14 protein-coding genes are annotated in these 14866 nt (G+C 62.3%); 11 read left to right on the forward strand and 3 right to left on the reverse strand.

Annotation, left to right across the window (positions count from 1 at the left end; genetic code table 11):
• Positions 1-14: 14 nt before the first annotated feature.
• Together ACKAMS_RS05255 and ACKAMS_RS05260 are read left to right on the forward strand one after the other, a co-directional pair.
• Positions 15-734: a DUF6319 family protein gene (locus tag ACKAMS_RS05255; RefSeq protein WP_003940205.1), complete on the forward strand. Its 720-nt coding sequence runs from the start codon at positions 15-17 to the stop codon at positions 732-734.
• A gap of 74 nt (positions 735-808) precedes the next feature.
• Positions 809-1465, forward strand: a complete 657-nt coding sequence (locus ACKAMS_RS05260; RefSeq protein ID WP_020970777.1) for a hypothetical protein — start codon at positions 809-811, stop codon at positions 1463-1465.
• A gap of 13 nt (positions 1466-1478) precedes the next feature.
• Here the strand turns inward: ACKAMS_RS05260 and ilvD are convergent, their stop codons facing one another.
• Positions 1479-3173, reverse strand: coding sequence for a dihydroxy-acid dehydratase (ilvD, locus tag ACKAMS_RS05265; protein WP_003940201.1), 1695 nt, complete (start codon positions 3171-3173; stop codon positions 1479-1481).
• Positions 3174-3315: 142 nt separating this feature from the next.
• Here ilvD and ACKAMS_RS05270 point away from each other — a divergent pair, with 142 nt between their 5' ends.
• The 3 genes from ACKAMS_RS05270 to ACKAMS_RS05280 all read left to right on the forward strand — a co-directional run bounded on the left by ACKAMS_RS05270 (position 3316) and on the right by ACKAMS_RS05280 (position 6720).
• Entirely contained in the window at positions 3316-3657 is a 342-nt protein-coding gene (locus tag ACKAMS_RS05270; RefSeq protein ID WP_019745280.1) for a hypothetical protein, read from the forward strand.
• Positions 3658-3760: 103 nt separating this feature from the next.
• On the forward strand, positions 3761-5449 hold the full coding sequence (locus ACKAMS_RS05275; protein WP_080909613.1) for an alkaline phosphatase: 1689 nt from the start codon (positions 3761-3763) through the stop codon (positions 5447-5449).
• Positions 5446-6720: an alkaline phosphatase family protein gene (locus tag ACKAMS_RS05280; protein WP_408988699.1), complete on the forward strand. Its 1275-nt coding sequence runs from the start codon at positions 5446-5448 to the stop codon at positions 6718-6720. The genes ACKAMS_RS05275 and ACKAMS_RS05280 overlap by 4 nt, the downstream gene beginning before the upstream one ends.
• Here the strand turns inward: ACKAMS_RS05280 and ACKAMS_RS05285 are convergent.
• Positions 6717-7274 carry a TIGR03086 family metal-binding protein gene (locus ACKAMS_RS05285; protein WP_020970773.1) on the reverse strand — a complete coding sequence of 186 codons (558 nt, stop codon included), beginning with the start codon at positions 7272-7274 and terminating at the stop codon, positions 6717-6719. The two genes, ACKAMS_RS05280 and ACKAMS_RS05285, sit on opposite strands and share 4 nt — an antisense overlap.
• A 101-nt stretch (positions 7275-7375) precedes the next feature.
• On the opposite strand from ACKAMS_RS05285, the gene ACKAMS_RS05290 reads away from it, so the two are divergent.
• From ACKAMS_RS05290 to ACKAMS_RS05315, 6 genes are all read left to right on the forward strand, one after another.
• Entirely contained in the window at positions 7376-8371 is a 996-nt protein-coding gene (locus tag ACKAMS_RS05290) for an aldo/keto reductase (RefSeq protein WP_408988700.1), read from the forward strand.
• 45 nt (positions 8372-8416) lie between these two features.
• The gene (locus ACKAMS_RS05295; protein WP_007732605.1) at positions 8417-9688 is read left to right on the forward strand and encodes a nitrate/nitrite transporter; all 1272 of its coding nucleotides are present in this window, start codon (positions 8417-8419) and stop codon (positions 9686-9688) included.
• Between the two features lie 70 nt (positions 9689-9758).
• The gene (locus ACKAMS_RS05300; protein WP_408988701.1) at positions 9759-10187 is read left to right on the forward strand and encodes a DUF6325 family protein; all 429 of its coding nucleotides are present in this window, start codon (positions 9759-9761) and stop codon (positions 10185-10187) included.
• Between the two features lie 24 nt (positions 10188-10211).
• On the forward strand, positions 10212-10520 hold the full coding sequence (locus tag ACKAMS_RS05305) for an SHOCT domain-containing protein (RefSeq protein ID WP_408988702.1): 309 nt from the start codon (positions 10212-10214) through the stop codon (positions 10518-10520).
• 68 nt (positions 10521-10588) lie between these two features.
• Entirely contained in the window at positions 10589-12496 is a 1908-nt protein-coding gene (locus tag ACKAMS_RS05310; RefSeq protein WP_408988703.1) for an alkyl/aryl-sulfatase, read from the forward strand.
• 114 nt (positions 12497-12610) lie between these two features.
• Complete coding sequence (locus ACKAMS_RS05315; RefSeq protein ID WP_408988704.1) at positions 12611-13777, forward strand: DUF222 domain-containing protein; 1167 nt, start codon at positions 12611-12613, stop codon at positions 13775-13777.
• A gap of 70 nt (positions 13778-13847) precedes the next feature.
• Here ACKAMS_RS05315 and ACKAMS_RS05320 read toward each other — a convergent pair whose 3' ends face one another.
• A complete protein-coding gene (locus ACKAMS_RS05320; protein ID WP_408988705.1) occupies positions 13848-14843 on the reverse strand; it encodes an endonuclease/exonuclease/phosphatase family protein in 996 nt (331 codons plus the stop codon).
• Positions 14844-14866 lie beyond the last annotated feature (23 nt).

Raw genomic sequence — 14866 nt, forward strand, 5'->3', positions numbered from 1 at the left:
GAAAGGACCTGCGCATGCCACCCCGTAGACGTTCCGGCGCTGCCGCATCAACGCCGGATCACCTCACTGCGGACAATCTGGCAGCGCTCGCCACGGCTGTCGCCGAAGGCAAGCGCGCCACCGTCTATCTGCGCGAGGCGACTCCCAGCCTGGGGATCGAAGCCGGTACCTCGGCGAAAGTCGTGTCGGTGGACGGCAACACCGTGATGATCCGCCCCAAGGGCGTGAACGACGAATTACCTTTCGAGGCAGAGGAATTGCGCATCAACCGCGTCTCCGCGGCACCGGCCAAACCGGCGCCACGGCCCAAACCAGTTGTGGAGTCCGAGCCCCTGATGGAGCCACTCGTAGAGCCTGTTCGACCGAAGCCGCGTGCGCAGCCTGCACCCGCTCCGGTACCGACTACCACTGCTGCCCCTGCCGCGACACCTCGTCCGGCCGTCAAGCGTGCGAAGAAACTGCCGGCCGGAATCAGCGTCACCATCCATGCGGGCGCGGACAACGACTGGAGCGTGACGGTCACACAGGGCGCCAAGCGTCCGGGCAAAGCAGTTCCGGTCGCACCCGATGCAGTCGAGCGAGCTGTCCGCGAGTTGGGTGAGCCCACCGCCATCGAAGCTGTCGAGTCCATCATCGTCGCTGCACGGGACATGGCTGCAGCGCGAGTCGACGAGTTGAGTCGTCAACTCGAGGAGGCACGCAAGATGCTCGAAGCGCTCGGAGCTACCGACTAGAAACGCTGCGTAGGTCCGCACTTTCCGGGGTATGCGTTTTTTGCAGCGGGGAGATTACCGGCGGAGAGATTGTGATGTTGCAGCGAATTGTTTCGGCTCTGGCAGCGTTGGTCTTGGCACTCGGACTCGGGTTCATCGTCAGTAGCAACGCGGTTGCTGCACCCACGCCCATGGGTGGTGGTTCGGGCATCATCGTCGACAATCAGCTGGTCTGCACGTTGACCACTATCGGGCACGACAACGGCGGCAGACTCGTGGGTATCACCGCAGGTCACTGCGGTGGTCCTGGATCGTTCGTGATCCCGGAAAGCAACGAGGACGCAGGCGTGGTCGGCACGTTCGTCGAGTCGAACCCGGACCTGGACTACGGGGTCATCCAGTTCGATCCGGGCAAGGTCACGCCAGTTCGAACGGTGGGCGCGGCAACCATCACCTCGATCGGCGCTCCGGCCAGCTTCCCGGCTACAGCCTGTAAGGAAGGCCGTACGACGGGCACCACCTGCGGCGTCGTCTGGGGAGACCTGAGCGCCGACGCATCCACCTGGACTCAGATCTGCGTCGACCACGGTGATTCGGGAGCCCCGGTCACGGTCGGCACGACGCTGGTCGCGATGGTCAACGCCTACCTCTGGGTGCCGTGCCTGGGGCCGGAACTCGGCACCAACATGACCTCCATCGTGGACACGATCAATGCCCACGGAGGCGTCGGCGCCGGGTACCGGCCCATCTAGCTGCGAGCTGGGATCAGCCGCACACTGCTCCACCCGAGGCTGATCCCACGAGCTTGGAGTACTTGGCCAACACACCACGTGTGTAGCGAGGCGGCAACGGCTCCCAGCCCTTCTTGCGGGCTTCCAATTCGGAGTCGTCGACCAACAACTCGAGTTGTCCGGTACCCACGTCGAGCCGGATCTGGTCGCCGTCGCGAACGAACGCGATGGGACCGCCGTCGACGGCCTCGGGCGCAACGTGTCCGACACACAGGCCGGTGGTGCCGCCCGAGAATCGTCCGTCCGTCAGCAGCAGGACGTCCTTGCCGAGACCCGCACCCTTGATCGCGCCCGTGATGGCCAGCATCTCACGCATTCCGGGACCACCCTTCGGGCCCTCGTAGCGGATGACGACGACGTCGCCACCAGTGATGGTTCCGTCTTCGAGCGCGTCCATTGCGGCGCGTTCACGTTCGAAAACCCGTGCAGTGCCGACGAATACATCAGACTCGAATCCTGCCGACTTGACCACCGCGCCGCCGGGAGCTAGCGAGCCCTTCAGGATCGTGATGCCTCCGGTCGGGTGAATGGGCTTGTTCATCGCCCGCAGGACCTTGCCGTCCGGATCGGGCGGGGTGATGTGCGCCAGGTTCTCCGCAACAGTCTTGCCGGTGACGGTCAGGCAATCTCCGTGCATGAGTCCCGCGTCGAGCAATGCCTTCATGATGACGGGGACGCCGCCGATACGGTCGACGTCCGTCATGACGTGCTTTCCGAAGGGCTTGACGTCGGCGAGGTGCGGGACCTTCGCGCCGACGCGAGCGAAGTCGTCGAGCGTCAGCGGGACGTACGCTTCGTGCGCGATCGCGAGGAGATGGAGCACCGCATTGGTGGATCCGCCGAACGCCATGACTACTGCGATGGCGTTCTCGAACGCTTCCTTGGTGAGGATGTCCCTGGCGGTGATGCCCCGACGAAGGAGTTCGACAACGGCTTTGCCGCTCTCGCGGGCGAATCCGTCGCGGCGACGGTCCGGTGCGGGCGGTGAAGCGCTGCCGGGCAGCGACATTCCCATGGCCTCGGCGGCGCTGGCCATCGTGTTTGCGGTGTACATGCCGCCGCACGCGCCTTCGCCCGGGCAGATCGCCCGTTCGATGGTGTCGACGTCGGCGCGGCTCATCAGTCCGCGCGAGCAGGCGCCCACGGCCTCGAACGCGTCGATGACGGTGACTTCCCGCTCGCTGCCGTCGGACAGTTTGGCGACGCCGGGGAGGGTGGAACCGGCGTAGAGGAACACGCTGGCGAGGTCGAGGCGGGCCGCCGCCATCATCATGCCGGGCAACGACTTGTCGCAGCCGGCGAGAAGAACCGATCCGTCGAGGCGCTCGGCCTGCATGACGGTCTCGACGCTGTCCGCGATCACTTCACGGGAGACGAGGGAGAAGTGCATGCCCTCGTGACCCATCGAAATGCCGTCGGAAACGGAGATGGTGCCGAATTCGAGGGGGAATCCACCGGCCTCCCGGACACCTTCCTTGACGGCCTTGGCCAGGCGATCGAGGGACAGGTTGCACGGTGTGATCTCGTTCCAGGACGAGGCGACGCCGATCTGCGACTTGACCCAGTCGTCGTCACCCATTCCTACTGCACGCAACATGCCGCGCGCTGCGGTCTTTTCGAGTCCGTCGGTGACGTCACGACTTCTGGGCTTGATGTCGGGTTCGGTCATTTTCCAAGCATAGGCGTCAGCGGGATGTCTTTCCGGCAGACGAGCGACTCGAGTTGCCAACAGACGTCGTCCGTCGTGAATAGACTCGTCGCATCGCAGTCGGGGCTGAGTGTGCAGGTGATTGACGTACAGGGGGATTCAGGTGGAGTCGGAACTGATTTCAGCTTTCGGGTTTGCAGTTCTGGCGGCCGTCTTGACCGGTAGTGGTGTCTTCCTGGTTGTTCTGACGGTTCTGCACGAGATTGCCCGGTGGAAGGGCCGCTTCGTATCGGTGTGGGTGACTTTCTTTGCCGCACTGCTGATACTGCCTGTGCTGTTCGGTGCGTTGATCGCCGGCTATTCCGCGTTCTCCGAGATCGACGGGTCCGAGGCTCTGATTCCGCCGGCGTTCTGGATCCTGATCGCGGCCGGGGGTGCACTCGGCGGTTACATCGGAGTCAAGGTCGGTGTGGTTCGAGGCTCGGCCCTCGACTACCGGTTGTGATCGGGATCGACTCGGTCAAACTTTCAGAGAATCGCAGGCGAAGCCTGGGTGAACATCCCGAAGCTCTCTTGAACGGCCGTTCAGGTGCGGGTTCACTCCTAGCGTGCACACGAATGCCTTCGACCGAATATCCAGACGTGGCCTACTGCAGGGATCGGCGGCTCTCGCCGGCGCAGTAGGTCTCGGTGTCGCTTCGGCGAGCCACGCCGGTGCCGAGGTTCCGGGTGGCAGCCCGGGATTCGCGCACGGCGTGGCATCCGGTGACCCGTTGCCGGATGCCGTGATCATCTGGACCCGCATCACCCCAACGGCGGACGCAACGCCAGGTTCGGGCGTCGGGGCGGCGGTGACGCTCAACTGGCAGGTCGCGACCGATGAGGGGTTCGCGAGCGTTGTGGCGTCGGGAAGTGTTGCTGCTTCGGCAGAATCCGATCACACCGCGAAGGTCGACGTCACCGGACTCGATTCGTCGACGACGTACTGGTACCGATTCACTGCGGGTTCGGCTGTTTCTCCGGTGGGACGCACCCGCACGGCTCCGTCGAACTCGGCAGATCTCGATCGTCTCCGCTTCGGCGTCGTGTCCTGCTCCAACTGGGAAGCAGGATATTTCGGTGCTTATCGCCACCTCGCATTCCGCGAAGACCTCGACGCGATCATTCATCTCGGTGACTACATCTACGAGTACGGGCAGGGGGAGTACGGCGCGCGGAACGGATCCGTTCGCCTTCACGAGCCGGCCCACGAGATCATTTCGCTGGCCGACTACCGAATTCGGCACGCGCAGTACAAGACAGACCCGGATCTGGCAGCTCTGCACCTGAAACTCCCGTTCATCACTACGTGGGACGATCACGAATCGGCCGACAACGCGTACCGGGACGGCGCCGAAAATCACACTCCCGGTATCGAAGGCGATTGGGCAGATCGAAAGGCGAACTCGGCCAAGGCATATTTCGAGTGGATGCCTGTCCGCCCGTCGGGTAGTGGTTCGAGCGTTCAGCTGTATCGACGGTTCCGCTTCGGGAATCTGGCCGAGATCTCGATGCTCGACCTGCGTACCTACCGCGACGAGCAGCCGACGATGAAGCAGGTCGACGATCCGTCACGCACCATTACCGGACGCGCACAGATGGATTGGTTGACCAGCGGAATCGTCACCTCCCCGACGCAGTGGAAGATCGTCGGCAATCCGGTCATGATCACGCCCTGCGTGTTCCCGCCGCTGGAACCGGCGACCACCGCGGCGTTGACCGAACTGGTGGGAGTGCCGCAGGCCGGTGTCCCGTACAACACGGATCAGTGGGACGGGTACACCGCCGACCGCACCAGGCTTTTCGATGCGATCACCTCGAACGGTGTGGACAACACCGTCTTCATCACCGGTGACATCCACACGTCGTGGGCTTGCGACCTACCGACCAATGCCGCGAATTACCCAGGCGGGCCGACTGTCGGCGCTGAGTTCGTCGTCCCGTCGGTGACGTCGCCCAACATCGACGACATGCTGAAAGTGCCGCCGCGAACGGTAACCGTTGCGGCAGAAGAAGCATTCAAGGCAGTGAACCGACACGTGCGGTACGTCGAACTGGACTCGCACGGCTACGGCGTATTCGAAATCGCCCGCGAAGGTACTCAGATGGATTGGTACTACGTCGACGATCTCACCAATCCACAGAGCAATGCGCACTACGCCGTGAGCTACCGTCTTCCGGCAGGCGCGGGCAGTAGAGTCTCGCCCACTTCGGCCGCCCTCGATCAGGCCTCGTACCGACCAGGAGTCGACCAGTGAGTATCGAAGTTTCGCGTCGTAGCGTTCTGATCGGTGGAAGTGTTGTCGCCGGAACGGCATTGCTCGGAACGCCCGCTCGCGCGAGCGTTCCCACCAGCGCAGGCATCCCAGACCTGGACGTGCATGTCATCGTCGTCGACGGCATGCGTCCGGACGAGTTGCGATCGGAGCTCACCCCGACGCTGACCGGGCTTGCGGCCGGCGGTATTCACTACCCGGACGCCAGCGCCATCACGATCGCGGAGACGCTGCCGAATCACACGGCGATGATGACGGGAGTGCTGCCGGCGCGTTCGGGAGTGCCTGCAAACTCCGTCTACGATCCGACCATCGACAAGAAGCGTGACCTCGATCGGCCTTCCGACCTGCAGGCATCGACGGTTCTGGATCGGGTGCGCGCCGAACTCGGATTGACCACTGCGAGTGTGCTGTCGAAGCGCTACCTTCACGGGTTGTTCGGTGACCGCGCCTCACTGGTGTGGGATCCCCAGCCGCTCGTTCCCGGCACGGAGCACGCGCCGGACAACTTCACGATCGACGCCTTGATCCGTATCGTCGGCGGGAACTCGCCGCGGCTCTCGTTCACCAACCTCGGTGACGTCGATCGGGTTGGGCACCTGGATCTGTCCGGTCCGTCCATCCGGATCGCTCGCACGGCCGCACTTCAGAACACCGACAACCAGGTTCGCCGCTTCGTCGACTTCCTTCATGACACGGGTCGCTGGAATCGGAGCATTCTGATCGTGTTGGCCGACCACTCCATGGACTGGTCGGAGCCCGCGCGGCTCATCGGACTCGATCGACCGCTGAACGCGGACCCGTTGCTGGCAGGCAAGATTCGAATCGCCCAGAACGGTGGCGCAGACCTGATCTACTTCGTCGGACCCGATGGCGAACGGGCGGAAGCCGTCAGCCGGATTCAGCAGATCGTGGATGGTGTGGACGGCGTCGAATCCAGCCACCTCCCCGCCGAATTCGATCTCGGCACCAATGCCGGTGACGTCGTTGCGTTTTGCGCTCAGGGCTGGCGGTTCAGTGATCCGACTCCACTGTCCAACCCGATTCCCGGCAACCACGGCCATTTCGTGACACTGCCCATCCCGTTCTTCCTCAGCGGCGGGCATCCCGCTCTCGACGGTGGACGGAAGATCGACACGCAGGCTCGCACGATCGACGTCGCGCCGACGGTTGCGGCTCTGCTCGGCCTCGGTGCACCTGCCGGCGGCTGGGACGGCGTCGCCCGCACGACGGGCGTGACGCTGAACGTCTAACGAGGATCGCGGCCGGTCAGGGCAATCAGCTTGTCCTGCAACGACGCATCGTCAGGAAGATCGACGGGAGCGGAGAACAGGCCGCTCTCGGCGAGCATGTCGCGCTGCCCGTCGAGGTCGGACCAGACGGCCTCGACGAGGTCTGGATCGAGTCGCTCGTCTGCTCCGACCGCTCGCGCGAGATCCCAGGTGTGGATCGTGACGTCCGAGGTCTGCTGGCGCAGATAGGGTTCCACCTTCACTGTGCCGTACGAGAGGTGAACGTGGGCACTGAGGTCCGTCGATTTCCACGCTTTGATGGCGGCATCGGAGTACTTCTGCCATTCGGTCCACAGGTCGTCCCCGACGGGAACGATGTCCGGTGTCGCCTCGCCGACCGTCAGTCCGGCCAGGAGCGGCGGTACCCACTGCTGCTCCTCGATGACGTGGCGGACGAGGTGTTCGACGTGCCAGTCGGAGTCGGGCGTGGGTGCGTTCCAGTCCTCGACTGCGGCGAGTCGTGAACCGAATTCGCGATGGGCGGTGAGCACGAGTTCGAGCCAATCGAATGCCATCACTCGAGGGTAACCCGATCAGCGTGACGTTAATCGGTGCGTGAGGCTTCGATTCGGTGAAGACTGTCGAGGTTGTCGCTTAGTCGAATCGAGGAGTTTTCATGACCGTCCCCACCGTCACTCTGGCCGAAGGTCTCACTGTCAGCGCCCAGGGATACGGCGCGATGTCCGTCGCCCCTGTCTACGGCCCGGTGGATCCGGCCGAGGCGCTTGCCACATTGCACCATGCGGTGGACATCGGGATCACGTTCATCGACACCGCCAACGTGTACGGCGAGGGCTCGAGCGAGCGTGCGGTGGGAGAGCTTCTCAAAGACCGCCGGGACGAAGTGCAGTTGGCGACGAAGTTCGGTCTGGTCGGCAACATCGCCAACGGTCAGCGCGGGATCAACGGAGACCCGGCCTACGTACCGCAGGCACTCGACGAGTCTCTGGGACGACTCGGCGTCGATCATGTCGACCTCTACTACTTGCACCGGGTCGACCCGAACGTTCCGATCGAAGACACCGTCGGCGCGATCGCAGAGCAGGTGAAGGCGGGCAAGGTCCGCAACATCGGCCTGTCCGAGGCGACCGGCGATGAACTGCGTCGTGCGTACGGGGTGCATCCGATCGCGGCGATCCAGTCCGAATGGAGCATCTGGAGTCGGGACGTCGAGAACCATGTAGTACCCACCGCCGCGGAACTCGGAGTCGGATTCGTGCCCTTCTCACCTGTGGGCCGAGGCTTCCTGGCGGGATCGTTCGATGCGGAGACGCTCGGTGACAACGACCTACGCCGACGCTTCCCACGCTTCTCGGACTCCGCGCTCCCTGCTAATCAGAAGGTTCTCGACGTGGTCCGCGCCGTCGGTGAGGAGCTCGGCGCGACGCCTGCACAGGTTTCCCTGGCATGGCTCGATGCCAAGGGCCGTCAGTACGGGTTGCCTTCCGTTTCGATTCCCGGCACGCGGTTCGCTGCACGAGTCACGGAAAACGCCGGAGCGTTGGACATCGTTCTGAGCGAAGACCAGATCGCTCGCCTCGACTCCCTCGCCGCGATCACCGAAGGCTTCCGTTCGGCTGATTTGAATTGGGTCTCTCAGGGCCGCGAATAATCATGTCCTGAGCCTTGCGAAAGACAGGAGTAACATACAGACCCGATGAAAAAAGTGTGGTTGGTCTGGGGTGTCGGTGTTTTTGCCTACGTGATCGCCGTGCTTCACCGCACTTCGTTCGGTGTCTCGGGTCTGTCTGCTGCTGATCGGTTCTCGATCTCGCCCAGCGTTCTGTCGAGCTTCGTCGTGCTGCAGATCGTCGTGTACGCCGGTATGCAGATTCCGGCGGGAGTTCTCCTCGACCGCTACGGTTCGCGGATCATGATCGCAGTCGGTGCGTTCATCATGATGTCCGCGCAGTTGGCTCTCGCCTTCACCGAATCGCTGCCCGTCGCGATCGGTGCACGTATTGCCGTCGGTGCCGGGGATGCACTCACCTTCATCTCGGTGTTGCGGTTGGTACCGCAGTGGTTCCCGCCCCGGCAGGTGCCGTTGGTCTCGCAGTTCACGGGCATCCTCGGTCAGCTGGGCCAGGTGATGTCTGCGCTTCCGTTCATGTTGCTGTTGTCCGGACCGGGCTGGACTTTTGCCTACGGCAGCGCTGCCGCTGTCGGACTGTTGGCGTTTGCACTGGCGTTGAGTGTCATCCGCGACGCGCCGCCCGGTGCCGACGTGGTCGCCGTGCCGGCCGGCGCCAAGGAGATCGGGCGACAAATCAAGACGGTGTGGATGCGGCCCGGCACCCGCCTCGGGTTCTTCAGCCATATGGGGACTCAGTTCTCGATCACGACGTTCGCGCTGCTGTGGGGTGTGCCGTATCTGAAATCGGCTCAAGGCCTCGACTCCACGACGGTCGGCTCGCTGCTGACGCTGTCGGTCATCTCGGCAATCGTGGCCGGCCCGATCCTCGGCATTCTCACCGGTCGCTATCCCATGCGTCGATCGTGGTTGGTTCTCACCATCATGGTGGCCAGCGCGCTCATGTGGACGATCGTGCTTTCACGAAGCGAGCCGTCTCCGCTCTGGTTGTTGACGATCCTGGTGGTCGTCATCTCGGTGGGTGGACCGGGTTCGGTGATCGGCTTCGACTACGCGCGCACATCCAATCCGAGTTCGGCGATGGGCACCGCACAGGGCATGGTCAACATCGGTGGATTCCTCGCTTCCCTCATCGTGATTCAAGTGATGGGCGTAATCCTCGGACACATGGGCGGGTACACGTTCGACGGATTCCGCGTCGCCTGGATGGTGCAATATCCGGTCTGGATTCTCGGCATCGTCGGTGTGCTCGTCACCCGAGGCAAAGCCCGGCGAGCCCTCGCGGCAGAAGGCGTACACGTACGGCCGATTCGCGAAGTCATTCGTCGCAACAAATAACTCGATCGCATTGGGTAATTCATCCCCTGCGGGTGAGGTTCCCAAGCGTCCGAGCCACCAGGCTTGATGGATGAACGACGCAATGAACATCGGACCGGTCGAGCTCGTGGTGCTGGCATTCCCAGGTTCCACTGTGGATCCTGAAGCCGTCGCCGCGCTGCAAAACGTGGTGGAACGAGGTTTTGTCACCCTGCTCGACCTCGTGTACATCGCCAAGGACGCCGACGGACAGGTGTCACAGATCGACGTCGACGAAGATCTCGCAGAGATCGGACTGGCGATTCTGTCCATCGAAGCCAAGGCATTGATCAGTGACGAGGATCTGGACGTGGTCCGTGAGTCACTCGAACCAGGAACGTCCGCCGCAGTCATCGTCTACGAGCAGACGTGGGCGCGTGAGCTCGCGTCGACGGTTCGCGGTGGCGGCGGCGATGTAGTCCTTCACGTTCAGATACCGCGCGAGGTAGTCGTCGCAGCGGTCGAAGCAGCATTTCAGTAGCGACAATTACCCAAGGAGTTCGGCATGGTTTTTCGAGGTGGACGCAGAGGGCGGCCGGGGTTGCTCGGCACGGTGGCGCGCACTGCGGTAGTGGCTGGAACCGCAAAAGCGACGTCCAACGCAATGGATCGACGGAGTCAACGGAAGGCCAGCGAGCAGCAGCAGGAGTACCAGCAGCAACAGCCGCCGCCGCAGGTCGCCCCCGTGCAGTCCGTTCCCCCTTCTGGCGCGGACGATCTGGTCTCCAAGCTGCAGGAGCTGGGTCAGCTTCATCAGTCCGGCGTGTTGACCGACGCGGAGTTCGCCGCGGCAAAGTCGCAGTTGCTGAGCTAGTGCCTGCTGGCTCTTGAAGCCTTGAACGGGTTTACCACACTGGACAATTGAGCATGAGAGGCTGATCTATGATCGACCCACGCGCAGCATCGGCCGCAATCGAAGCGGCGAACTCCCGAGTCACCGAGACCCTGCCGTTCTCCGACAAGACCGATTTCACCGATGTCGAGCGCGGGTTCATCGGCGCGCTCGATCCCGGCGTGGTAACCGGACCGGGCGGAAAAGTGCTGTGGGACAACGACTCGTACTCATTCCTGGATGAAGAGTGCCCGCCGACCGTCAATCCGAGCTTGTGGCGTCAATCGAGGTTGGTGGCCAAGCAGGGACTATTTGCGGTGACGGATTCGATCTATCAGATACGCGGCCTCGATCTGTCGAATATGACCCTGATCGAGGGGGAGAGCGGGATCATCGTCATCGATCCACTGATTTCTCGGGAAACCGCGGCCGCTGGTCTCGCGTTGTATCGGGAGCATCGTGGTGATCGACCGGTTGTCGCCGTGATCTACACGCATTCGCATATTGACCATTTCGGTGGGGTCAAAGGGGTGACCACCGAAGACGACGTCGCTGCCGGGCGATGCGTGATCTATGCGCCAACCGGATTCGTGGAGCATGCCGTCGAGGAAAACGTCTATGCGGGAACGGCAATGGCTCGACGCGCGGCATACATGTACGGGGCGGCATTGCCTCGAGGGCCTCGAGGTGGTGTCGGTGCAGGATTGGGCCAGACCACCTCCACCGGTACACCGACGCTCATTTCACCGACGGTGTCGATCTCGAAGACTGGTCATACGGAGACGATCGACGGCGTTCGGATCGAGTTCCAGATGACCCCAGGCACCGAGGCGCCGTCCGAGATGAACTTCTACTTCCCGGACTTTCGCGCACTGTGCATGGCGGAGAACGCAACTCATAATCTGCACAATCTGCTCACACTTCGTGGAGCGTTGGTGCGAGATCCGCATGTGTGGTCGGCGTACCTGACCGAATCGATCAATCGCTACGCCTCACGATCCGATGTCGTGTTTGCATCCCACCATTGGCCGACGTGGGGGACCGAACGGCTCACCGAGTTCCTGTCATTGCAGCGCGACCTCTACGGGTACCTTCACGATCAGACACTTCGTCGAATCAATCAGGGGTGGACCGGTCTCGAGATCGCCGAATCCATCGAACTGCCAGCCGCCTTGGCGCAGGCGTGGCACACACACGGGTACTACGGTTCCGTCAGCCACAACGTCAAAGCCATCTATCAGCGCTACATGGGATGGTTCGACGGCAACCCAGCACACCTGTGGGAGCATCCACCCGTCGAATCGGCCAAGCGTCACGTGGAGTTCATGGGCGGATCGGCAGAGGTGCTCCGAAAAGCTCGGGAATCGTACGAGAGCGGAGACTTTCGGTGGGTCGCGCAGGTGGTGAACTACGTCATCTTTGCTGAACCGGACAACGCCGAGGCCAAGACCCTGCAGGCCGATACCTTCGAGCAACTCGGGTACGGCGCAGAGAACGGCACCTGGCGAAACTTCTACCTCACCGGTGCATACGAACTGCGCAACGGTTCGGTGGGTACGCCCACAGTTGCTGCAGCTCCTGACATCACCGCAGCGTTGTCGGTGAAGCAGGTGTTCGACGCTGTGTCGCTCCGCGTGGACGGAGTGAGTGCAGCGAATTCCCACATCGTCATCGATTGGAACATCACCGACGAAAACATCGTGCACCGAACGGAACTGAGCAACGGAGTGCTGATCCATTTCGACGTGGAAGGTGGGTCTGCAGATGCCGGGTCTGTGGATGCGACGTTCAGTTTGAGTCGTCTCGGCTTACTCGGTGTGCTGCTCGGTGGTGCGGACCTGGGCGCCGAGATTGCGAATGGCAGTATCACGGTGGCCGGCGACCCGGCGAAGCTCGCAGAACTTGCGGGGCACCTTGACGAGCCTGACCCGAACTTTGCGATAGTCACGCCGACGTAGCGGTTTGTGGCAGTCGAATAAGGCTGTATTTCAACGAGTCTCGACTTCTGGGCGCTCCTGAAGTTGTCCGTTTTGCCTCTGGTTATCGAAAGTATGTTCGATTAATCTTTCGGCATGGACAGTCGGGAAGCATGGCAACTGGATGGTGAGGACCTCAAGGGTGAGGTTCTCGATCTGGTGCGTGTCCGGCACGAGTTGCAATCGCGGATGGTGTTGCTGATCGTGGAGATGTTTGCCCGTGAGGTTCTCGGGGGGAAGGGTTTTCGGTCGATCGCGCAGTGGTTGCATGGTTCGACGAATTTGGAGATCGGTGAGTGCAGTCTGCTGGTCGGGTTGGCGCGGTTGTTGATGCTCGAACCCATGGTGGGCGACGCGTTTCATCGTGCCGATGTGGACAAGGCTCGCGGGATTCTGCTTGATCTGGCGTCGAAGAACATTGCGGATTGTGATGCGGTGCGGGCGGCGATCCGCCGAATCGAGAAGCAGTACGGAAAACGCGAGGACGGTGTTCCGGTCGGCGAGGATTCGGAGCGCAACGAGTTCTACGCCTCGAAAGGCTTGTACGGGCGGGTCACTGTGAAGGGTGATCTGGATGCTGTGAACGGGGCGCGTCTGATCACGTTGTTGTCGAGTTTGTCTGCTCCGACGCCGGAGAAGGATGGCGTGAAGGACACGCGTACTCCGGCGCTACGGCGGGCGGACGGGTTTTGCGAGTTGTTGCGTCGGTACGAGCGGGCGGGGTTGGGTCCGATCGAAGGCGGCGTGAAACCACACATCACGGTCACCGCGTCCGCGAAAGACATGACGGATCTGCAAGCTTTGAAAGACCTCTTGCCGTCCACCGAGGAGCTGGGATTCGCGTGGACCGATTGGGTGGGCCCGATCAGTATCGATACTGCTCGGATGTTGGCGTGCGACTGCACCGTGACGCGGATCTTGTTGGATGAAAATGGTGTTCCGCTCGACTGCGGTAAGGAAGCGAGAACAGCGACGGTTCCGCAGCGGCGGGCTCTTGCGGTTCGTGATGGTGGGTGCGCGTTTCCGGGGTGTGGGACGCCGTCGGGGTGGTGCGATGCCCATCATATTGTTCACTGGAACGATGGTGGCCCAACAGATCTCGACAATCTGATCTTGTTGTGCGGTCATCACCACCGGACGATGCACCACACGGAGTGGCGGGTGGAGATCGGTCCGGATCGGAAGTCGGTGTTCTATCCACCGATGTCGGTTGACCCGTATCAGCAGCCGATCGGCGGGAACAGCCCGCCCACCGCGGCGTGAATCGCGACAACTGAAGACGCGAGCACCGGGGCACAACAATGCCGCGGTGCTTGCTCGATCCAGGATTTAGTCAAGACAACGTGATGTCGGCAATCAGGCCGTGGTGATCGGATCCCTCGATCTCGATCCGTTCCAAGGATGTCGCCACGGCGCCTTTGGTGATGATGTGGTCGATACCGACCACCGCCGGATACCACTTGTCGGTCGGGTACGTCGGGATCAGGCCGGAACCCAATTGATCGGCGGCGCTGGTGTATCCGTTGCTGAGGAGATTCCGGAACTGTTTGTTCGAGTACGACGCATTGAAATCGCCGCTGACTATCACATTGTCCATCCCGGCGACTTCGTCCATGTAAGACCCAAGCTTCTGCTGCTCGGCCGCCCACGCCGAAGCCGGCGAGATGTATGCCGGTGCCGGATGCACGGCGAACAATGTGGCTGGCTGCGCCAAGCCGACATTCAGCTCTGCGGACAGCGTTTCGGGTGAGAACCCGTCGAAGCTACGTGGATTGGAGAGAGGAAAGCGACTGTAGATTCCGGCACCGCCACCGCCGTCGGCGTAGGGGATCAGGAACTGGTGGCTCAGAACCTCTTCAAGCCCGGCGGCTTCGAGCGCTTCGGCTTCCTGGTACGTCAACTCCTGGACCGTCACCACGTCGACGTTGCGTTCGCGGACCATCGCCACAAGCGACTCCGGATCCGCTGCACCGACCATCAAGTTGGCCTGCATCAACCGAATCGATGGACCGTTCGCAGACGTCGACTCCCCAGTTCCGCCGATGTACAGCGGGCTCACAGACCATCCGAACAGTGCAAGGACGACAAGGGATGCGGCACATACGATCCACTGACCCCCGATACCCGAGACGACGGCACCGATCAGCGGAGCAATCATCAACAAGGGTGCCACTGACGCCAGAACGATCACGATGTTGTGATCGACGTCCAGCTGAGTTGCGATCAAGGCAACCAAACCCGTCACGATTCCGGCCACACCAACTACGGCCGAAAGGCGGCGAAGAACCAGTCGACGAGGGGCCACGGTATCGGGTTGCATGACATCCATCGAAGCAGAAAGGCGCCGTAGCT

The organism is Rhodococcus sp. 5A-K4, from assembly GCF_046097995.1.
In the GTDB taxonomy this organism is placed as follows: Bacteria; Actinomycetota; Actinomycetes; order Mycobacteriales; family Mycobacteriaceae; genus Rhodococcus_F; species Rhodococcus_F erythropolis.

What these genes read in the sequence shown, in the direction of transcription:
- ACKAMS_RS05255 (WP_003940205.1), top strand. Translation starts at nt 15, where the DNA reads ATGCCACCCCGTAGACGTTCCGGCGCTGCCGCATCAACGCCGGATCAC.
- ACKAMS_RS05260 (WP_020970777.1), top strand. Translation starts at nt 809, where the DNA reads ATGTTGCAGCGAATTGTTTCGGCTCTGGCAGCGTTGGTCTTGGCACTC.
- ilvD (WP_003940201.1), bottom strand. Translation starts at nt 3,173, where the DNA reads ATGACCGAACCCGACATCAAGCCCAGAAGTCGTGACGTCACCGACGGA.
- ACKAMS_RS05285 (WP_020970773.1), bottom strand. Translation starts at nt 7,274, where the DNA reads ATGGCATTCGATTGGCTCGAACTCGTGCTCACCGCCCATCGCGAATTC.
- ACKAMS_RS05290 (WP_408988700.1), top strand. Translation starts at nt 7,376, where the DNA reads ATGACCGTCCCCACCGTCACTCTGGCCGAAGGTCTCACTGTCAGCGCC.
- ACKAMS_RS05295 (WP_007732605.1), top strand. Translation starts at nt 8,417, where the DNA reads ATGAAAAAAGTGTGGTTGGTCTGGGGTGTCGGTGTTTTTGCCTACGTG.
- ACKAMS_RS05300 (WP_408988701.1), top strand. Translation starts at nt 9,759, where the DNA reads ATGAACGACGCAATGAACATCGGACCGGTCGAGCTCGTGGTGCTGGCA.
- ACKAMS_RS05305 (WP_408988702.1), top strand. Translation starts at nt 10,212, where the DNA reads ATGGTTTTTCGAGGTGGACGCAGAGGGCGGCCGGGGTTGCTCGGCACG.
- ACKAMS_RS05310 (WP_408988703.1), top strand. Translation starts at nt 10,589, where the DNA reads ATGATCGACCCACGCGCAGCATCGGCCGCAATCGAAGCGGCGAACTCC.
- ACKAMS_RS05315 (WP_408988704.1), top strand. Translation starts at nt 12,611, where the DNA reads ATGGACAGTCGGGAAGCATGGCAACTGGATGGTGAGGACCTCAAGGGT.
- ACKAMS_RS05320 (WP_408988705.1), bottom strand. Translation starts at nt 14,843, where the DNA reads ATGGATGTCATGCAACCCGATACCGTGGCCCCTCGTCGACTGGTTCTT.